The sequence below is a fragment of the Janthinobacterium sp. GW822-FHT07A03 genome, assembly GCF_058798815.1.
Genome location: NZ_JBXAKW010000001.1, coordinates 1,089,218 through 1,110,346, shown reverse-complemented (window position 1 = coordinate 1,110,346; position 21,129 = coordinate 1,089,218). Strand labels below are relative to the sequence as shown.

Annotated in this window: 15 protein-coding genes; 1 reads left to right on the top strand and 14 read right to left on the bottom strand. The window is 62.9% G+C overall.

What is annotated here, in order from left to right:
- Positions 1-149: 149 nt before the first annotated feature.
- Positions 150-5,168 carry a diguanylate cyclase domain-containing protein gene (locus tag AC1RJW_RS05050; RefSeq protein ID WP_493043948.1) on the top strand — a complete coding sequence of 1,673 codons (5,019 nt, stop codon included), beginning with the start codon at positions 150-152 and terminating at the stop codon, positions 5,166-5,168.
- Between the two features lie 41 nt (positions 5,169-5,209).
- On the opposite strand, the gene AC1RJW_RS05045 is transcribed toward AC1RJW_RS05050, so the two are convergent.
- From AC1RJW_RS05045 to AC1RJW_RS04980, 14 genes are all read right to left on the bottom strand, one after another.
- Positions 5,210-6,709, bottom strand: a complete 1,500-nt coding sequence (locus AC1RJW_RS05045; RefSeq protein ID WP_493043946.1) for a nucleobase:cation symporter-2 family protein — start codon at positions 6,707-6,709, stop codon at positions 5,210-5,212.
- Between the two features lie 484 nt (positions 6,710-7,193).
- The gene (locus AC1RJW_RS05040; protein ID WP_493043944.1) at positions 7,194-7,409 is read right to left on the bottom strand and encodes a hypothetical protein; all 216 of its coding nucleotides are present in this window, start codon (positions 7,407-7,409) and stop codon (positions 7,194-7,196) included.
- A 65-nt stretch (positions 7,410-7,474) separates the two neighbouring features.
- Positions 7,475-7,801 (bottom strand): hypothetical protein, encoded by a 327-nt coding sequence (locus tag AC1RJW_RS05035; RefSeq protein WP_493043942.1) that lies wholly within the window; start codon positions 7,799-7,801, stop codon positions 7,475-7,477.
- Positions 7,798-8,313 carry a glycoside hydrolase family 19 protein gene (locus AC1RJW_RS05030; RefSeq protein ID WP_493043940.1) on the bottom strand — a complete coding sequence of 172 codons (516 nt, stop codon included), beginning with the start codon at positions 8,311-8,313 and terminating at the stop codon, positions 7,798-7,800. Before AC1RJW_RS05030 ends, AC1RJW_RS05035 begins: the two co-directional genes overlap by 4 nt.
- Positions 8,310-8,738 carry a hypothetical protein gene (locus AC1RJW_RS05025; protein WP_034785835.1) on the bottom strand — a complete coding sequence of 143 codons (429 nt, stop codon included), beginning with the start codon at positions 8,736-8,738 and terminating at the stop codon, positions 8,310-8,312. Before AC1RJW_RS05025 ends, AC1RJW_RS05030 begins: the two co-directional genes overlap by 4 nt.
- Before the next feature lie 68 nt (positions 8,739-8,806).
- A complete protein-coding gene (locus AC1RJW_RS05020; protein ID WP_493043938.1) occupies positions 8,807-10,111 on the bottom strand; it encodes a hypothetical protein in 1,305 nt (434 codons plus the stop codon).
- Positions 10,112-10,966, bottom strand: coding sequence for a hypothetical protein (locus AC1RJW_RS05015; protein ID WP_493043936.1), 855 nt, complete (start codon positions 10,964-10,966; stop codon positions 10,112-10,114). It lies immediately after the preceding gene.
- Positions 10,963-11,172 carry a hypothetical protein gene (locus tag AC1RJW_RS05010; RefSeq protein ID WP_493043934.1) on the bottom strand — a complete coding sequence of 70 codons (210 nt, stop codon included), beginning with the start codon at positions 11,170-11,172 and terminating at the stop codon, positions 10,963-10,965. Before AC1RJW_RS05010 ends, AC1RJW_RS05015 begins: the two co-directional genes overlap by 4 nt.
- 132 nt (positions 11,173-11,304) lie before the next feature.
- The gene (locus tag AC1RJW_RS05005) at positions 11,305-13,167 is read right to left on the bottom strand and encodes a hypothetical protein (protein ID WP_493043932.1); all 1,863 of its coding nucleotides are present in this window, start codon (positions 13,165-13,167) and stop codon (positions 11,305-11,307) included.
- Positions 13,167-13,997, bottom strand: a complete 831-nt coding sequence (locus AC1RJW_RS05000; protein WP_493043930.1) for a hypothetical protein — start codon at positions 13,995-13,997, stop codon at positions 13,167-13,169. The genes AC1RJW_RS05005 and AC1RJW_RS05000 overlap by 1 nt, the downstream gene beginning before the upstream one ends.
- Positions 13,994-14,482: a DUF4376 domain-containing protein gene (locus AC1RJW_RS04995; RefSeq protein ID WP_493043928.1), complete on the bottom strand. Its 489-nt coding sequence runs from the start codon at positions 14,480-14,482 to the stop codon at positions 13,994-13,996. The genes AC1RJW_RS05000 and AC1RJW_RS04995 overlap by 4 nt, the downstream gene beginning before the upstream one ends.
- A complete protein-coding gene (locus AC1RJW_RS04990) occupies positions 14,482-16,443 on the bottom strand; it encodes a hypothetical protein (protein ID WP_493043926.1) in 1,962 nt (653 codons plus the stop codon). The genes AC1RJW_RS04995 and AC1RJW_RS04990 overlap by 1 nt, the downstream gene beginning before the upstream one ends.
- Entirely contained in the window at positions 16,440-17,909 is a 1,470-nt protein-coding gene (locus AC1RJW_RS04985; protein WP_493043924.1) for a hypothetical protein, read from the bottom strand. The genes AC1RJW_RS04990 and AC1RJW_RS04985 overlap by 4 nt, the downstream gene beginning before the upstream one ends.
- Complete coding sequence (locus AC1RJW_RS04980) at positions 17,906-21,094, bottom strand: hypothetical protein (RefSeq protein WP_493043922.1); 3,189 nt, start codon at positions 21,092-21,094, stop codon at positions 17,906-17,908. Before AC1RJW_RS04980 ends, AC1RJW_RS04985 begins: the two co-directional genes overlap by 4 nt.
- Positions 21,095-21,129: the final 35 nt, after the last annotated feature.

The window sequence follows — 21,129 nt, the reverse complement described above, 5'->3', positions numbered from 1 at the left end:
GGAATGCCTGCCTCGCTGGCGTTTTTACAACAACACCCATCGCTCCGCCTCCTCTCCCGCACCTCCGTACTGATATAATACTTACAATCAAGTAACATTCCGAAATGTGCGCCTTCAGGCTCCCGCAACCGTCTGTGTACTGCTAGCCCATGCGCTCCCTTTTCGACCACGAGATCATCAAACAGCTGCACAGCGGTGCCCGCTCGCGGGTCTACCGCGCCAGGGCCGCCGACGGCACGGCGCTGATCGTCAAGAAGCCCAATCAGCAGTTCCCCTCCTTTCAGCAACTGGCGCAGTTCAAGCGCGAGTATGCGATCGCGCGCCGCTGCAGGCATCCGGGCGTGGTGCATCCGCTGGCACTGCAGCTGCATGGCGGGTGCTGGACGATGATCGTCGAAGATTGTGGCGGCCAGGCGCTCGACCAGGTGTTGCGCACGCAGGTGGCGGCGCGCAGGACGCCGTCGCAGCCCGCACTGGCGCTGGACGATTTCTTCGACATCGCGCTGCAACTGTGCGCGGCGCTGGAGGCGGTCCATCATCAGGGCGTGATCCACAAGGACATCAACCCCGCCAATCTGGTGTGGAACGATGAACGGCGCCTGCTGCAGCTGATCGATTTCGGCATCGCCTGCGAACTGCCGTACGAAAGCCACGGCATCGCCAATCTCCAGACGCTGGAAGGCACGCTGCGCTACATGGCGCCGGAACAGACGGGGCGCATGAACCGGCGCGTCGATTGGCGCGCCGATTTCTATGCGCTGGGCGCCACCTTCTACGAATTGCTGGCCGGGCAGGCGCCGTTCGAGACGCGCGACGAGATGGAACTCGTGCATTGCCACATCGCGCGCAGTCCCGACTGGTCGCACCCGGCGCTGGCAAGCTTGCCTGGCCAGCTGCTGCCGATCATCCAGCGGCTGCTGGAAAAAAATGCCGATCACCGCTACCAGAGCTTGCAGGGCTTGCGCAGCGACCTCGAAGCATGCCGCGCGCAAAAGCCGGCGCAGGCGCTCAAGCTGTCCGACCACAACGGCCGCTTCCTCGTGCCGCAAACGCTGCACGGGCGCGAGGACGCCATCGCCGCGCTGCTGGCGGCGTTTGAACGCAGCGCCGCGGGCAGGTGCGAGATGCTGCTGGTCGCCGGCCATTCGGGCATCGGCAAGTCGGCGGTTGTCAACGAAGTGCAAAAGCCCATCATCGCCCGGCGCGGCTGCTTCCTGTCCGGCAAATTCGACCAGCTCCAGCGCGACGTGCCGTATGCCTCGCTGATCCAGGCCTTCCAGGGGCTGGTGCGCCAGCTGCTCGGCCAGCCCGAGGAAACGCTGCGGCAGTGGTCCGCAAAGCTGCACGAGGCGCTGGGCAGCGGCATCGGCATGCTGGTCGAACTGATTCCGCAACTGGCGTTGGTCGTCGGCCCCGCGGACGCGGTGCCCGCGTCGGACCCGGCACAGGCCCAGCTGCGCCTGGACCGCCTCTTCCCCCGCTTCGTCGAAGTGTTCGCCTGCGCCGGGCATCCGCTGGTGCTGTTCCTCGACGACCTGCAATGGGCCGATGCGGCCACGTTGCGGATGATCGAACTGCTGATGGTCTCCTGCGACAAGAGCTGCATGCTGTTCATCGGCGCATATCGCGACAACGAAGTGAGCGACGCGCATCCGCTCATCGCGCTGCGCGACAAGCTGCTCGCCCGCGAGGTCCGCCTGTCGACGCTGTTACTGAGCGCACTGACCGAGCCGCAGGTGGCGCAAATGGTCTCGGCCACCGTGCGCGTGGCGGCCCACGACTGCGCGCCGTTGACCAGCATTTGCTACCGCAAGACGGCCGGCAATCCCTTTTTCCTCAACCAGTTTCTCGCTTCGCTCAATGAGACGGGCCATCTGCGCTACCGGGCCGAGGGCGATTGCTGGGATTGGGACCTGCCCGCGATACAACAGGCCAAATATACCGACAACGTGGTCGAGGTGCTGCTGGAGAAAATCCGCCGCCTGCCCGCGGTGACGCAGCACCTGCTGCAACTGGCCGCTTCCTGCGGCAACCGCTTCACGCTCGACACACTCGCATTGGCAACGGACCGCGCCCCCCGGAAAACGCAGCAAGACCTGTGGCCGGCGCTCAGGGCAGGCTTGATCCAGCCGCTCGACGAACGCTATAAGTACGTCAGTGGCGACAGCGACGCGGCCAACAGCGGCGTCGCTTACCGTTTCCTGCACGACCGGGTGCAGCAAGCCGCCTACCTGGTCGCCGATGCGGTTACGCGCACTGAAAATCATCTTCTCATCGGCCGCTTGCTGCTGCGGCATACGGCGCCGGAGCGTCAGGACGAGGCACTGTTCGAGATCGTCGAGCAGTTCAACGCCGGTCGCGCGCTGATCAAAGATGCAGGGGAGCGCTTGCGGCTGGCGACGCTCAACCTCCAGGCCGGCGTCAAGGCACGGCGCTCCGCCGCGTTCCAGTCCACGCTGGAGCACATGCGCATAGGTCTCGAGCTGCTGCCGGCGCAGGCATGGAGCGTCCACGCCGGTCTCTGGCTCGACCTGCAGCTGGGCGCGGCCGAAGCGGCCTACCTGTGCGGCCAGTTCGATGCCGCCGAGGCGATCTACCCGCTGGTGCGCGCCCACTCCCTGAGCCCCCTGCTGCAGCTGCGCTGCATCGCCATCCAGGCGCACCAGTATCAATTGCAGGGTCGCCTGCTCGACGCCATCGCCGTGCAGCGCGACGGCCTGGCCCTGCTGCACATCGACATCCCGCACGAGGTGGCGCACATGAAGGCGCGCTTCAGCGACATTCTCGCCGACATCGGGCGCCAGCCCGGCGCGCACGCGCCCGACACCCTGCTGGCGGCCGATGACATGTGCGAACCGGACGCCGTGGCCGCGATGCAGATGATGCAGGGCTTGTGGATGGCCAGCTATTACGCCGGCCAGCAGGATCTCAGCGCGCTGATGGTGGTGTCGATGACGCGGCTGTCCATGCAACGGGGGAACAGCGATTTCAGCGCTGTCGCCTATGTCGGTTACGCGATGATGCTGGCACTGTACAGCGGCGACGTCGCGCGCGGCTATGGCTTCGGCGCGATGGCGATGGCGCTGGCCAGGCGCCGCGCCAACCTGCAGACGCGCACGCTCACGGGCCTGATGTTCGGCGCGCTCAGCAACCACTGGACGCAGCCGCTGCGCAGCTCCGACGCCCTGTACGAGGAAGCCTTTGGCTGGGCGCTGGAAATCGCCGATTTCGTGCAGGTCGGCGTGGTGGCGGCCGTGCGCGCCACCGACCGTATCATCCTCGGCGACTACCTGCCGCACCTGATCCACGACATCGAGCATGACCTGGCGCTGATGCGCGCCAACGGCCAGCAGGCGATGGCCGATTGCTGCGTCGCCGCCGCAGTCCAGCCGATCAAGAGCCTGATGGGACTCCTGCCCCGTCACGACAGCTACGATGACGGTGCCTTCAGCGAGGCGCGCTTCCTCGAACACTATGGCGGCTCGCAGCTGTACCGCGCCTACTTCTTGCAAGGGAAGATACGCAACGCCTACCTGTTCGACGTCGCCGACGCCGAGCTGCTGGCCGGCCAGCTCGGCATCGTCACCCAGATCATGCGCGGCCAGGCCAAGGTTGCCGAGTGCAGCTTCTACGCCGCGCTGATCCTGGTCCGCGCCTTGCGGCGCGATCCTGCGCGCCCCGATGCGGGCGAAATACTGGCCATGATCGGCACGCTGCAGGCGAGTCTCGCCGGCTGGGCCAGACAGGGCTCGGACAATAGCCATGCCAAACATCTGCTGGTGATGGCCGAGATGGCACGCTACCGGGAAGACCTGCAACTGGCCACGCGCCTGTACCAGCAAGGGATCGACGCGGCCGGCCTGGCGGGCTACGCCAACATGCAGGCGCTGGGCAATGAACTGTGCGGCGAATGCTGGTCGGACCAGGGCCACGCGCGCGTGGCCGGCGTCTTCATCCGGGACGCCATCGCGCATTACGGCCAGTGGGGCGCGCAGGGCAAGGTGGCGCAGCTGCGGGCACGCCACGGCGCACTGCTGTCGAGGATGGAAGACCGCGGCACGCACGGCGGTGCCGCGCTCGACCTGGTGTCGCTGCTGAAAGCGTCGCAGATCCTGTCGAACGAAGTGGGCCTGCGCAACGTGCTGACGCGCCTTATTTCCATCGTGTGCGAAAACGCCGGCGCGCAGGTAGCGCGCCTGCTGCTGCTGTCCGAAGGCAGCTATCAGCTCGAGGCCAATATCGATGGCGATGGCGTCGCCGTCCTGCAGGCGCGCCCGCTCGACCTGAACGCCGCCAGCGACCCGCAGTTCCCGCTGTCGCTGCTGCGCTACGTGATTCGCACTGGCGCCGAGGTGATCGAGGACAGCATCACGGGCGTCTCGCGCTTTGCCGCCGACCCTTACGTGCAGTTGCAGCGGCCGCGTGCCGTCATGTGCCTGCCGATCCGTCACGGCGGTCAGACCGGCGGCATCCTGTACTTCGAAAACCGGCTTGCCGAGGCCTCTTTCACGCAGGAGCGCGTAGAGTTCCTGCGCATGCTCGGCGCACAGGCGATGATCTCGATCTCCAGCGCCAGGCTGCATGACAGCCTCGAACGGCGCGTTGCCGAACGCACGGAACAGCTGGAAGACGCCAACCGCAAATTGGCGACCTTGTCCATCACCGACGGCCTGACGGGCCTGGCGAACCGGCGCCATTTCGACGACGTGCTGCGCGCCGAATGCGCGCGCGCCACACGCGTCGGCCAGCCGCTTGCCGTCATCATGCTTGACGTCGACTACTTCAAGCTATTTAACGACCGGCACGGCCACCAGGCCGGAGATGCATGCCTGATCCGGGTCGCGCAGGCGCTGGCGGCCGGCATGCGACGCGCGGGCGACCTGACGGCACGCTATGGCGGCGAAGAGTTTTCCATCGTGCTGCCGAATACCGGCGCGGACGAAGCGCGCCTGACCGGCGAAGCGCTGCGGCGCGCCATCGAGGACCTGGGCATCTGCCATGAAGGTGCGGATGGCCAGCAGGTGACGATCAGCGTCGGCATTGCTATCCAGCCACCACCGGGCGCCGCCGATCCGGACGCCCTGTTGCGCCTGGCCGATGCCGCGCTGTACCAGGCCAAGGATGCGGGCCGCAATTGCGTGATACTCAGGATTCTGCCGGCTGCGTGACCGGCATGCGGCGCGCTGTGCTCACGGCACTGGCCGACACCTCACTCGCTGCCATGACTGTTCTCGCGCGCCTGCTGTCGCGCTTTTTCGCTTGACGCCAGCCCGTTGAAGAACAGATTGAGCAGCACGGCAACGATGGCGGCCAGCAGGATGCCGCTATGCAGCAACGGCGACAAAGCCTTCGGCATGTGCTGCGCATATTGCTCGGCAACCAGCGGCAGCATGCCGAAACCGATAGCCAGGGCCACGATGAACAGGTTGTTGCGGTTGCTCTTGTAGTCGACGCCGGCCAGGATGCGGATACCCGTGGCGGCGACCATGCCGAACATCACCAGCCCTGCCCCGCCCAGCACGAACGCCGGTACGGCTTCAGCCGTCTGCGCGATCTTCGGGATCACGCCCATGACCAGCAGGATGAGGCCGGCCGCCACGCAGACCCAGCGGCTGCGCACGCCCGTCACGCCCACCAGGCCCACGTTTTGTGAGAACGAAGTGTACGGGAAGGTATTGAAGATGCCGCCGATCAAGGTGCCCAGGCCATCGACGCGCAAGCCGCGGCTGATGTCGGCCTGTTCGATACGCTTGCCCGTCATCTCGCCCAAGGCCAGGAACATGCCCAGCGACTCGATCATGACGACGATCATCACCAGGCTCATGGTCACGATGGCAACCACGTCGAAAGTCGGCATGCCGAACTGGAACGGCGTGACGATGGCAAAAGCCTTGGCGCTGGCCACCTTGGCGAAGTCGGCCTTGCCCAGCGCAAACGACAGGGCCGTGCCGGCGATGATGCCGATCAACACGGCGATATTCGACAGGAAACCGCGGCCATACTTGGCCACCAGCAAGATAACGGCCAGCACGAAGAAGGCGATGCCCATGTTGTCCAGCGCGCCGTAGCCGGGATTGGCGATCAGGGGCACGGGGCCGGTTGGCGCGGGCAAGCCAGCCGCCGTCGCGGCAGCGGCCATCTTGAGGAAGGCGGGATCGGCGATTTGCGCCATGGCGGGCGGCCCGCCCATCGCCCAGTTTACGCCCACGCGCATCAGCGACACGCCGATCACGGCGATGATGCTGCCCGTGACCACGGGCGGGAACAGCGCCAGCAGGCGGCTGATGAACGGCGCGATCAGCATGGAAACGACGCCGGCGCCGATCACGGCGCCAAAGATGCCGGTGATGCCCAGGGCCGGATTGTTCGCCATGGCCAGCATAGGACTGACGGCGGCAAAGGTGACGCCCATCATGACGGGCAGGCGGATGCCGAAATGCTTGCCGATTCCCAGGGACTGGATCAGGGTCACGAGGCCACAGCAGAACAGGTCGGCACTGATCAGCGCCGCCACCTGCTCGGGCGGTAGCTTGAGCGCTCGGCCGACGATCAGCGGCACGGCGATGGCGCCCGCATACATGACGAGCACGTGCTGCAAGCCCAGGGTGAACAGTTTGCCGGCCGGTAACACTTCATCGACGGGGGACGGCACGGCAGGCGCGGCGCCGGGAATGCTGCGGTGGATGGATTTCAAGCGGGGAGTGGCCATTTACGCTCCATTTCCTGGGTTACCGCGACCGGAATGGGCGCAGGTGAAAGGGAAAAGCAAGAGAGAAACGGGACGACAGGAACACACTGGCGGCCGATGATACATGCGAAGCTCCTTGGATGGGATGAGCAAGGTATGCCATGCACGCATCGTGCCAGGTGGATTGTATACAGAAATTGTGGCAAAAAATCATCAAAGATTGGGCAATTTGACGGAGGATGCACCGTTTTCTGTCACGCCGCCCCGCACATGCACCAGAAGGCGGCACATGGCGGCAGCGCTGGCAGGCCACTGCTGACTTGTGACTCTGCTTGGAACGCCTATCAAAACCTGATATGCATCCCTGAAACACGTCGTCATTTGCGGCCTGCAATGCCCACCGGCCCGGAGACCCCGTACTGCGTACCGTTGCGCTTCCTGGGCCAGCGGGGGCGCGATCCCTCCTTACGCCCGCTACGGTTTTGCCAGGCGTTGTTAATCGTCGTTAGCCCTCGGAGCAGGCATCGAGCAGCGATTCCAGCTGGCGGACATGGGCGGCACGCAATTGCTCGCGCGCCAGCAAGGCTTGCACTTGCTCGTAGATACCGTGGGATGGCACCGCCGGCAAGATGGGCGCGACGGGGCGCGTGGCGATGCATGGCGCACTCACGGGCCACGCTTCCACTTTCGATGCTGGCGCGCAGGCCGCACAGCCGGTCAAGAAACTCACCAGCAATAAACTGGCGAGGCTGCCTGAATGTCTTACGGCACTTTCACGCGGCCGCCTCATGGCATTTCGCTGGCGATCAGCGCCTCGGCCGCACGGCAGGCATCGCCTTCTGGCTGCAAGGCCAGGATGCGCGCAGCAGCCGCTTGCGCGTCCGCCTGCCCGGCCTGCGCCGCGGCCTGCGCCTGCCTTACCCGTGCCGACCGGCGCGCGCCCTCCTCCCGCATCGCGTTCAGCGCCTGGTTCTGGCGCCGCAACACGCCCTGCACCTCGCTCACTTGCGCCGCGCACGCAGCACGGCCCGTTTCGCGGCCCCAGCGCTGGGCGCAAAACACGGCCGCGCCCAACAGCAACAGCATGGCCGCAATGCTCAACGACGGCTTCATGCCAGCACCTTGCACGCTGCCTGGTACAAGGCCAGGCGCTCGGCCAAGCCGTTCACGCCACCGTTGATGCGACGCGTCACCCGTTCCTGGTCGCCCGCATCGGCCAGGCGGTTCAAGCCGCGCGATTGCCAGAACCAGCCCGCCGAGCGGCACGCGAAAGCCGTTTGCTCCAGCAACGGCGGCGCCGCCAGCAGGTCCTGGCCCAGCGCCACGCCACACGCCGCATAATTGGCGCGCCCCGTCACCTGCAGCAAGCCGCGCCCCTTGAAGCGCACGCCATCTCCAACGATCACATTGCCCAAGTCGGCGCGTCCCTCATAAGCCGCGCCACTGGCCAGCTCGCGCACATAGCGCAACTGTCCCGATTCGTGACCGACCTGCGCCAGGAAAGACGCCTGGCGCAGCGGCGTATCGATGCTGAACTCAGCCATCGCCGCATTCAGCGGCGCCAGAAACAGCATAGCGCGACGGCCAGCCAGCGGCATGATCTGCATCAATTGGGCGCCGGTCACAGCATGCCCCGCACATCCTTGACGGCAGCGGCCGCATCAGCCGCCAGTTCGCCGATATCCTTGCCGCGCCGCTTGTCGAACCAGCGCACGCAGGCGCCCAGCACCCACCAGGCGGGCAAACCGGCCGCCACCATCAGCGGCGCGGCGATGAACAGAAATCCCGTGGCAGGATCGCCGCCATACAGGCCCGCCACCGTCTTCGCACTGTCGAACAGGCTGGGCCACCACGACAGCACGGCCGCCACGAGCACGGGTCCGAGGAAGGTGGAAATGATGATGCTGGAACAAAAACGAATAAATGCCTCCTTGGTGGATTGGGGCCACATGAACATGAAGCCCAGCGACGTAGCGGCGGCGCCGGCCAGCACGGGCACGCCAAACAGTTTGATCAATGCGCCGCCGGCGGCGGTGGTTTCGAGGGCCATGATTGCCTTTCAGGTGGTGGAAATAAAAAAACCCGCCGAAGCGGGTTTGCATGTAGCAAGCACAGTATTTATGCCACCTTCACGATGACACGGGCGCGCCCATCGTCTTCGATGGCGATGACCTTGCCGATGGCGCGCATGTATTGCTGGAGTGTCATGTCCTCCTCATTGATGGCAATGCCCGCAATGCCTACACCATCCTGTACCGGTACGATGAACTGGCCGGGAACCGCCCCATGGATGTTGCATGGCACCTGGCCGGCGAACGCGATGCGATCGACCGTCTGGCGCAGCGCTTCGAGTGCTGCATCGAAGGCAAGCCCGGGAGCCTGCCGCGCCGCCCACGCTTCATCGGTATCGCCTGCCAGCAACACCTCGCGGTACACGGCGGCCTTGGCCGGAACCGCTGGCGTGACCAGCGTCAGGCCGTCGTAGACTGCTTCGACAGCGGGTTGCGCCTCGCTGACCAGTTGCGGCTCAACGCGATCAAGGGTGCGCGTCACGGATGCCGGACGCGGGCCAAGTTGCTGCGACCACTTGTCGCCGCCCACCATGCAGGGATCGGTGGATTTCACGGCAAACGAGATGGCGTCTGCCCAGCGATCGGTAAGCTTGCCATCTGCGCCGATGCCGATCACCTGTCCTGCCGCGACGCTGCCGCAGGCAGGACCCTTGAACATGTATTCGGCATAATCGGCGCCGCTGGCATTGATCGTGCCGGCGGCATTGATGCTGCGGCCATTCAAGGAGGTCTGCGTCACGCGCATGACGCATTCCGAACCGTTGCCGTAACCGGTAGCGCCCACGTTGAAAATTGCCGAGTTGACGATTTCCAGATTGCGCGTTCCCTCCACTTGGTTGGGATTCTGGATGACGCTGTAATACGTATCGTCGTATTCTTCCGGCGTGCCGATCCGCACGTACTTCGGTATCGTCACATAGCCGTTTCCACGAACGATCAGCAAGCCTGGCGACATTTGTCCGCCTGGCGAGCTATCGCGCGCCGTTAAATAGAGGGAAAAGCCATCCTTGACATAACTGCCCCCACGCCCAGCACGGGTAGCAAAAATGAATGCCCCTTCAAACGCCTTGCCCGCTATGCCCGTCACGCCAAGAGACATGGCCGGGTTAATGCTCTCCAACATGTTTCCTGCATTGTTTACGGGGGCATACAAGATGGTATGCGCCAGACCGTCCACACTGCGCGCGTAGACGCCTCGGGTACTGTAGATATGCTCCGTACTTCCTAGCGAGCCGCTCATAACCCCACCCGTCAAGGGTACCGCGTTGTAGGGGCCGGCCGAGAACGCCGAATATAGTGTGTTCAGCCGTTCATTGACATTCGGCATGCCGTCGTAAAAATAATCAGCCATTTAAATTCCTTCGATTTGTAGTGGTGCAGAATAAGTGTCAAAGTACGGCGTAGCTACCGCGTCGCCATTGCTGGCTTTGCCATACAGCATGTAGTCCTGCTCCAGCAGCGGGTCCGGATTTTCCGGGAACAAACTGAACAGCATTGCCTGGCCCTTGCCGTTCTCGCGCAGGATGCGCATGAAGCGCGCGCGGTCCATCGGTGTCAGGTGCGTCAGATTGATGCTCAGCTTGTCGCTGGTCGTGCCCAGCGCGGTTTTCAGGTTGCCGGCACCCGTGCGGTAATTTTCACTGCTATCTTGGGTCTGCAACTGGGCGCCATACTCGGCGTTATATTGCGGTGACCAGTAGTTGCCCACCACCAGACGCGAGATTTCCAGGTAGCCTTCCGGGCTTTGCGGCGCAGACACGTCGATCACTATCTGGCGCACGCGCACAGGCGCGAACCATGTCACGCCGTCGGCGCCGCCACCACGCGCCCAGGTGTTCACGCCGCCCCACTGATAGCCGTTCCAGCCAAGCGGCAGCACGCCCCAGGGATAGGAGCCGTGCACGGCGGCCGGGCATGGGAAGATACTGCCAGTGTCGAACACCGGCACGGCATCGCCCGGCTGGGCATAGCCGCGCACGCGCATGCGCGCGCTACTGGTCATGTTGGTGGAGATCAGCGCCACGCAGGCGATGGACTCCTGCGTTGGCCAGGTAGCGGTGATGATCTGTGCAGTGCCGCTGGCGCGCAAAACGGCATTCTTGCTGTCGCGCTGCAGGTTAGCCGGGCCCAGTTCGCCGGTTTGGCTCGATGCAGTCAGCACCGCGCGGTCAGCGGCGTTGTCGTGGATGATGCGAAGATTGCTCATGGCAGCAGTGCCCCTTTCAGGATGAGGTAAGTGGTTGGCAAAATAAATCCAGTGGTAACGCCGATCAGCTCGGCAATGGACGTGCGGCGCCACATGCCCCGATAGAACTCGGCATGCCAGCGATTGGTGCCGGTGCCGGGATCGTATGACGGGTCGGAGTTTGGACAGCCCATCCCGGCAGACCGGATCAGCGGCGAGATCGTCATGACAGCCCCATTTGCTACAACAGTTTGATCAATACGCCGCCAGCGGCGGTGGTTTCGAAGGCCATGGTTGCCTTTCAGGTGGGCGAAATGAAAAAACCCGCCGAAGCGGGTTTGGGTGAGATTGCTGCCTTGCTATACCGCCTTGACCATCACGTAGGCCCTGCCGTCCGGCTCAAGCGAGATCACGCGGCCGACGGCGTGCAGGTACTGCTTCATGCTCAGATCGTCCTCGCGCACGGCGATGCCCTTGATGCCGGCACCATCTTGCACCGGCACGACGTAGTCGCCCGGCTGGGCGCCCAGCACGTTGACCGGCACGCGGCCGGCGATGGCGATGCGGTCGACTTTCTGGCGCGCGGCTTCCAGCGCCGCGTCGAAGGTGGCCATGGCCTGGACATCCTGCTGCAGCACAGCGTTGTGCGCGGCCAGTTCAATAGCGAAGGCGGCCTGCTTTTCTGCCCATTCGTCATCGGTGTCGCCGGGTTCGGTTATCACGTCCTCGTATTCCACTGGATTGGTACCAGAAACTGGCTGCTGCGTGACTACGTCCTTACGACGCAGGGGCTGGATTGGCGCGGCTCCTGCCTGGGGCGATGGACGCGAACCCAAGCCACTGGCCCAAGAATCACCACCGACGAAAGACGGGGCCGTCGATTTGATTGAAAACATGACAGCATCGGCCCACTGGTCGGTGATTTTGTTTTCGGCGGTAATGCCAACTATTTGTCCAGGGAAAATTACACAGCAGTGTGGATTCTTAAAGATATATTCGGCATAATCGTTACCAGAGGTATTAACTGTTCCTGCAGCTGATATAGAACGGCTGGAATTACTGTTCTTGCCAGCATATATCACAGATAACGGTTGGCCCCATGCGCCTCCGCCGTCCGATGCCAATACGGCGAAACTTGGGTTAGCGGCGCCATCGCGCCCCACATATAAAATCTCGTCACCCTGTGCCGTGCCCCGGCTTATATTGTGGCGCAAAGTAGATACATCCGTGCTGCCAGCTTTCAGCAAAGGCATATACACTCGCCCATTACCATAGGCGGCAAGCAAATTACCGGTCCAGGAATTTGAGTTGTTATCCCAGGCTTTGAGCGATAATTTATACCCCTCCTTGTAGAGGCTTCCCCAGCCTCCGCCGGTTGTGAATCCGAATAGACCGGGGAAAGCGGCCCCTGCAATACCAGCGAATCCTAGACGCAATACTTCGGTCTCATCCGTCTGGTTTACTTTTTGCTGCCCGCGCGCAATGAAGGAAGTCCCATAGTCGTAGGGGGCAAGAGCGCCAACGCCGACTATATCCGTAAATATCGTGCCACGGAAAAGCGCCTCATTGCCAGTCATCGCCTGCCAGCGCGGTGCAATATAGCCCGGGGTACCTGGAACTTGTGCCGTATCAAATACGATAGTACCTTCCGGAGCTGAGTTGCTTTCAACTGGTGTTTGGTATGTGGCGGCATCCATCCCTACCAAATCAAAAGAGAGCGTGGCATAACAACCCGCCTGAAAATAGGCATAGACATCATATTTCCCATCAGCACGTTTATAGACAACGAACCGTGACTGAACTGTACGCGCGCCCTCCATATGCCAGTCGACGTAAAATCCCCCTCGCACCCCGATTAGAATGGTCACCGGCGTGGTGGAAATAGCTCCCCAATTTTCATTGAGAATTCCCTTGATGAGCAAATTATCATGACCGCCGATGTTCTCTTCTCGTAATGTGGCGATCAGCAGCCACTTTGGTGTTGGTGCCCCTTGCGCAAGGTAACTGTAGCCATATTTGGCAGTGGGCCCCGAGCACAGCCTGGCGTTCATTTGGATTGGTATGTTGGGATCGATCCACGCCGGGTTCATATAGCCATTCGGCCCACCCACCGGCGACATCCCCACCTTTGGCGCATACGACGCCACCACGGCACCGCGCCCGGCCAGTTCATTCAAGCGCTGGATCGTATCCTTTTGTCCATAGTAAAAAAAATCAGCCATTACAATTCCTCTATTTCAATGTTGGTGGCATAAGCCTGGAAAGATGGCGTGGTGATGGCGGCCAGGTTGGCCAGACGGCCATACACCTGGTGTGCTTGCTCCAGCTCAACGTCATCGCTATCCGGGTACAGGCTGATGAAAAGCGGGCGCGACAGGCCGTTGCCGCGCACGATGCGCCACAGTTCGGCACGGTCCAACGGCGTCATGTGATCGAGCGCGAGCGACAGCTTGCGGTACATCACGCCGCGCTCTACCTTCTGTTCGCCAGCGCCATTGCGGTACTGGCTGCTGGTATCGACCGGCGCAATGCCGGCACCATACGAAGCGTTCTGCTCGGGACTCCAGTAAGCCCCTGCGACCAGGCGCGCGGCCTCGATGTAGCCGGCAGGATTGTCGGGATCGGCCAGGTCGATCACCAGTTTTCTAATGCTGCGCATCTGGAACCAGCAACGGGCGTAGGTACCGCCGCCATAACTGTAGGCATTCAAGCCCAGCGGCAATGCCCCCCAATCCCACATGCCCAGCCGCGCATACTCGCACGCCGGCACAACGCCGGTATCGAATCCAGGCGCAGCGTCGCCAGGCTCGACGTAGCCGCGCACGCGGATGCTTGCCGCTGGGGTCAGGTTGCAAAACGGCAGGGCCACGCCACCGACAATTTCCGGTGCCGGCCACGTTGCTACGATGCTCTGTACCGTGCCAATTGAACGCAGCACCGCAGACTTTCCTTCGCGCTGCAGGTTGGACGGTCCCAAGGTGCCTGCCTGGTTCGATGCAGTCAAGATCGCGCGGTCGGCGGCGTTGTCATAGATGACGCGTAAATTATTCATGTGCCCTCCTGTCCTGGCCAGACGATGGCGTCGAGCGCTTCGAAGGAAGTAGCGACAGCGATCTGCTCGCGCAGCTTGCGACCAATGGCGAATGCACTAGCAACATGCTCACCGAGCGCAGCGCCAACGGCAATCATGCCAGCCGCATCGAGCGTCAAGTGGGTGTTATCCGACAAGGTCCAATCGATGCTGTATGGCTGGCCGACAGCTTGCGCCAGCAGGGCAAGCTGTGCGGCTCCAACGATGCGATCCTTGTCTGCCTGATACGTGGCACCGCAGCACACAAAGTCCGCAGCCTCGGCAAGAGCACGCGCCCGCTTGATGCGCGCCCAGGTACGAGCTTTGACGCTATCCAGCGTTCTTGCATCTATCCACATGTCTGCCGCCGCATCGTATTCGTGATGCTCGCTGGGTTGTGGCGGCAACGCCTTGCCGGTGCGCTCGTTCATGAGAGTGCCATCGCTGTTGACAATGATTGTTTCCATTAAAAATTCCTTGCGATCACTGTCGCTTGACATTGTTTAAGATAAAGCCGCCGCATATCCGCAGCTGTGAGCGATGCATTGGTAGCGGAAACGCCAAACTGGACAGTGTTCCCCGCGTTGACGTACAGCGTTTTTCCGTAGCCCGTCGCTACAGGAGCATCTCCAGCCTGCCGCTCCTGAACTCCACTCAGCCATTCCCACGTCCCGCCATTGATGCGGTACCAGATGCTCAACTGGTCGTCGACCACCGCAGTGCAAATGATCGAAAAGAACACGGCGCCAGAACGGATCCGGCGCTCGGCAGGCCACCATGGAGCGTTGTGCATGAACAGAACTTCCTCAGACGTGAATACAACGGCGGAACTGGCTGGCGAATCCTGAATAAACACTCCTGACGCGGAAGACTGTAGCGAGACAGATGAATACTCCGGCTCGAAAAATGCAGTTGCTTTGGCTGATGTACCGACTGATACGCGCGCCGACGAGAGGTCACCAGAAAACGTTCCCTTCACCGAAATCAGTTCACCTGAAAATTTCCCGCCAGCCGCAAAGACTGTTCCAGTGAACGTGGCAGCACCGTTCGCGATTCTCAATCCTGGCGCATAGATCTGGCCGTCCGCATCAATTTGAAGGTATGACCCCAGGTGATAGTTTCCAATCAAAAGTCCTGCCGAACTGAGGTGATACCCGATGCCTCCATTTGCGGGCCAGGTATAGTCCGAATGCGGATAGCCATCGCCACCATGCAGCACTCCGCTGTAAATATCGCCTGATGTGATATTCCCCAAATTCGCATTGATTGCAGACACTTTGTCTACTACCAGTGCTTTCGCCGCCACAGACCCATCCACCAGCAAATTTCCGTTCAGCACCGTACCCAGCACCAGCCAGGCGCCGTTCTCAAAATACTTCGTCACCGCATGCGTCGCGTCGTACAGCGTGACCACGTCGCGGTTGACCGGCGCCCCATAGCCTGCCTTGCCGATCTCATAGACAGCCGACGCATCCGACCAGCTGGCATAGCCGGGTGCCGTCACCGTCACCGTGCCGCGCTGGCCGGTAGTGCCGTCGGCGGCCAGGCGCGCAGCGGCGGCCCATTCGCCTGGGGCGATATCGTCGGTCGCCGTGCGTGAAACAGCCGTGGCGCCGGACGTAAACAGATAGGCGCCGCCCGCCGCCGGCACCTGCGCCGACCAGCCGTTGTTCAGGCCCGTCAGCGCACCCGTGGCAAACGTGAAGGTGCAGGCGGCCGAGGGCAACGCGGGCGCAATACTGGTCGCGCCGCGCTGGTAGATGCGCACGGGCGCCACATTCAAGCCGTCGGTACCATCCTTGGCCAGCTGCACCGCCCCCGCCCATTCATTGGCGGCGATGTTGTCCGTGGCATTGCGCGAGCTGGCGGCGGCCACGCGCACGTACAACGGCGCGGTGCCGGCCGGGATATTCTTCGACCAGCCGTTGGCCAGATCGTTGCCGGCCGGCGTCGTGATAGCCGCCATGGCAAAAGTGAAAATCACGTCGCCGGGCGTATCGGCTGGCGCGGCGGCGGCGCGCTTGTAGGCGAAAGCCTGGCCCGTGTTCAGGCCAGCCAGGCCCGTCTCGCCGGCGGCGCCGTCGAAGACCTTGCTGACCATGTAATTAGCGATGTAATCGACGCCAAACTCACGGATGCGCGCCTGCACCAGCGCCGTGTCGGTCGTCATGCTGGCAAAATCGACCGTGGCCACGTTGCCGTTTACCCGCAAGGTCGTGCCGGACGATACCGAAAACACGATATCGCCCACCACGTTCACGGGCTTGGCCGTGATGGCGATCGAACCAGGCGCACCCTCGCCCGCGCTATTGACGCGAAAGACGGGCGTGCTGGCGGCCATCAGAATCGCCTTGCCGTCGGCAACGGTACTGAAGCGCTCCGCCGTCGCCTGCAGCAGCGTATCGCGTTCCCCCACAATCGCGCTCATGCCAGCACCCCCACCGTCACTCTGCCCGTCAGCCAGAAGCGCGACAGCATCACCACCACGCCAGGCACGCCATCGTGCAAACCAAAGCGCTCAGCGCGCAGGGTTACGGGCTGCCCCAATTCCAGCATCATCATCTCGGGTTCTCCATCGAATTCGTAAATGGTGCGCGGCACCTTGTTCAATTCCAGACGCCGCTGCGCTTCCGCGCGGGCATCGGCCCGCGTCTTCAGGCAGGTATCGATCTGCACCGGGTCGTCGGACAGGCGGTAGCGCGTGCGCACCGCCGCGTCGACCACGGTTTCGGTCAGCCATTCGGTGGCGTACAAATCCGCATGCGCGGGCGGAATGCTGGTCGTCAGGCCCGCCTGCAGCGTGTAGTTGCGGTCGAAGCCGATCTTCACGGCCGCCGTCACGGGCAGGCGCTGCGCGGGACGCAGCGAGCGTTCGCGCATCTGTTCCGGTCCGATCGCCACCGGCACGCCGGCGGCCGGCAGCGCGATCTGCACCAGGCGCAGCTGGCCGGTGCGCGACATGACCGCCTGGGCGCCCACGCTGGCCGCCAACTGCTGGATGGCCTGCGCCTGGTTCGTGCGGTCCGCAACATACAGTCCCACCGGTTGCGGGTGGGCCGCATCGAAGGCAGCCAGGTTGGCCAGGTCCAGGTCAGCCTGCGTAAAACGGTCGGCCGCCTTGCCGTAGGCCGTGGCGATGCGCTGCACCAGCGGCGCGATGCGCGGCGCATAGCCGCCGCCCTTGTCGCCCTGCACGCTGGCCGTGATCGTGGTGGAAAACGGGTCAGTCGTCAGGTTGAAGCGGCCCGCCTGGTCATTCAAGGCCACGGCGATCGGCTTGCCGTTCGTGCGCACCTCGAACGTCGATTCGACCGCGCCGAGAAAACCATATTCCAGGGTGGAGGGATCGGTCAGCAAGGGCGCCACGTTGTGGCATTCGCCGAACGGCACCGGCAGGATGGCGTCCTTGTTCGGCGTGCTGCCACCCAGCTTGGCTTCGGAGATCGGCGTATTCAGGCGCTGCAGCTTGTCGCGCAGCACCAGGTTGACCGACTCGCGCCCCGCACTGGCCACGTCGGCGATGATGCCGTCGAAGACCAGCTGGAAGTCGGCCCGCGGCCAGGAAGGATCGCCGGCCCAGGCCTTGATCGGCCGGTTCATCCATACGTCGTCCAGCCAGCCATCGAGAGCCCCGTCGGCATTATCGAGTTCGATATCGCCGCCCGACAGCCCCGCCTCGCCAGACAGGCTGACCTGTTCCGTGAAGGCCAGGCCGCCCTTGGCCAGCGGCAGGTACGCGGTATTCGCCGGCACCTCCTGCGGGCCGGTCACGTAGGGCCGCGAAGCGATAAACCGCGTCACCTCGCTGCCGGCCACATTCACCTGCGCCTCGATCAGCACCATGCGGATGGCCGACGAGCTTTGCAGCCATTCCTGAAATTGCGCATCGGTCATGCGTATTCTCCTTTCACTGCAGTGGCCCAGGCAGATGCCCTGGACGATTTATCCACGCCATCGACCACCGTCCTGGCAGCGTTGGCGTTCGATTCAAAGGTGGCCTGGATAGTGGCGCCCGTTTGCGCCCGCTGGTCGGCACGCAAGCCTTCCAGCTCCACGCGCATGGCCTGGTTGTCCTCGCGCAGGCCGCGGATTTCGGCGACAAGAACCTCGGAACCCACGTTCGTGGCCGAGGAGTAGCGCACGGGGTCGAAGACGGCCGCCGTAACGGGGGAAGTCATCGCGGCCAGTGCCGCGACCACGGGAGGATTGCTGAACTGCACCCCGAGGTCCGCCGCACCGCCCATTGCTGCCCGCAGACCGGCGATGGCCTGCGCCACCGTCAGCACGCTGTCGTTAATGGTGATCAAGCCCGATACCTGGGCATTGAGTGCATCGAGGCTGGCCTGCTGCACGTCGACCTGCGCCGCTGCCCATTTCAACGCTTCCTTGTTCGCTTCCACCACGCGGGCATAATCGGCCGCATAGCGGGCGTCGGACGCATTGACCACTTGCGATGCCGTCAAAAACGCCTGTTCGGCGGCAGACAAGCCCGATTGCGCCGTCGCGTCGCCCGCATTTGCGGCCGCCAGTGTCTTCTCGAACTGCGCCCGCGCCTCGGCGTACTTCTGCTCCGGCGTCAGCGTCGACTGGGCGCCCAGCGCCATGCTGGAATTGAGCCCGTTCAAAGTCGTCACCCACGATTTCGATTTCTCCAGCGCCGACTTGGCCGCCGCCGATTCCGTCTCGTAGGCCTTGGCCAGCGCATCCTTCGCACTGGTTACCGCTTTGACGGCCTGGATCTGATCGAACAGCCCGCGATTGACTTCGGCAACGCTGCTGCGTTGAGCAGCCAGCAACTGCGCTTCCGTCTTCGTCAATTCGTTCAACTGCTGCTGCATATCCTTGCGCTCGCTGGCGATGTCGCTGGCCGTCTTGCTCACTTCGGCGAGCTCGCCGGTGGCGGCGCTGAGGTCGGCCGCATAGTCGGCCGCCTTTTTGAACGGCTCGGCGATGGCAAGCAGCTGCACATACATGTTCTGGCCGGCGACCGTGTTCAGGTCCTGTGCCAGCACCAGCGCCTTGAATTGCTCGCTCGTCGTCACGCCGGACTGTCCCATCGCCGCCATCGCGCTGCGCACCGATTTGGTGATGGGATCCATCTGCTCGGCTTCGCTCAGGAAGTTCTGCACGAAGAAGCTGGTGCCGCTGGTCAGGGTATCGAGATCGCCAGCCGCGTTTATCAGGCTTTCGCTCAGGGCCACCGCGGCAAGACCGGAGCTGTTGAACGACTTGCCCAACACGGCCAGCACGTCCGACACCTGCATGTAGTTGTTGGCCACACGCGCCAATGTTTCCAGATAGCCCTCGCCCACGGCCTGGTATTTTTCCAGGCCGCCCACACCGAACTTGGCCATGTCGTCGCCCAGCTTCGAAAAAGCCGCTTCCAGCGCCTTCTGTACTTCTTCTCCCTTCAAATCCTTCAGGCTGATCTTGCCCAGGCTGACGACGAAGGAATTCAAGCGTGCCGCGAAGGCGTCGCCGCCCAAACCCAGGGAATCGGCCGCCGCGACGATACTCGTGCGCAGACCCAGTACGATTTTTGTAAACTGGTCGTTCGTTTCCGCTCCCATGGCCGTGAGGTTCGTGGACTTCTTATCGCTGGAAAACCAGCCGCCGGACTTCTTGATGTCGACATAGGAATTTACATTGAAGCCGGATTTTTCCAGCGCGCCAAGGCTTGACGAGTTGGTCACGATGCCCACATCCTGCACCGTGGTCTTGCCGCCAAAAATGCTGCTGACGACGTTGCCAATAACGCCGCCGCTGGAACTGCCTTTGGTTCCCAATGCGGAAGTCAGGATGTCCGAGCGCACCAGCAAGCTGCCCAGACCTCCAATGCCTGACACAATTTGCTTGAGCGAGACCACCATCGACGACGAATACGCGAGGCCCAGGCCGGAGTTTTTCTCCATGATTTCCAGGCTGTTGGCGATCGACGCCGATTTCGCGGATGAATCACCGAGCACGGTGCCTGTGCCGGTTGCAGCCTGGCGATCCTTGGCAGTGGTATCGGCACCGCCACCACCGCCGGAAACGGCGACGCCGATTGCCAGCAACATGCCTGCCACCATGGCAAATGCGCCGATATTGGCGGGAAACGGTGCCGCCAAGGCCGATGCCAGCGCCGACACGCCATACGCGCTGGACTTGGCCGTTTCCGCGGCAGTTACCGGCGCGACCGACGCCGCCGCACCGGCGACCTCCGCCGTGGTCGCCGCAGTCTTCGCCGTAGTCACCAGGGTGATACTGGTCAGCTTTTCAAACAGCGACTTGGCATTCATGGCAAATTCATAGGCGCGGAATCCTTTTTCCACCTTTTCCATGAGTTCATAGCCGGCCGACTTCTCTTTGAAAAAGCCCTTCGCGGCAGTCGCCATGTCGTGATACTGCTTGACCGTGGCCTTTTTCTTGTTTTCCTGCGCCTTTTCCTGTCCTTTCTCGGACGGGTCTTCCTTCACTTGCTTGGCGAAGTTGAAGTCGATATCCTCTTGCGCCTTGCCGAAGCCGACCATGGCAACAGTCATTTTCCCGATGATCCCGCCGACATTGCCAAAGGCCTTCTCCAGTTTTGTCGCCAACTTATCGGCAAATTCCCCTGTTTCCTTCCACTCCGCCTCGCTATATTTGCGCGTGGGCGCCGCCGGTGCCGCCGGTGCTGCCTTTGCCTTGGCATCGGCAGCCTCTTTGCCTGCCGTGTCCAGCTTGTCCTGGCGCTGTTCATCAAACGCAAAAGTGCCATATTTGGCGCCTGCGCCGGCTGTGGCGGCGCTACCCGCGGCGCGGAAAGCCGCCAGCCTCGAATAGGCATTGCCCAAGCCATTGACCACCTTGAATGCATCGGCCAGCGACTTCGCCTCGCCGCTATTTAGTGCTCCCATGGCCTTCGAGGCGGCGGTGGCGTCACGTGCCTGCTCCGCCAGGGCGCGCAGCAACAGCGCCGACGATTCCGCCTCTGTATTGGCCGCCTTCATGCCCTCGGCCGCAGCCAGGCTGGCCTCGCTGATTGCTTTCAGTACCTGCGCGGTGTCGGTCGCCTTCGTCAAGTCAATGACAAGTTTTAATTCTGTTATCTCTGGCATGGTTGGCCCATAAAAAAAGCCGCGCATGGCGGCCG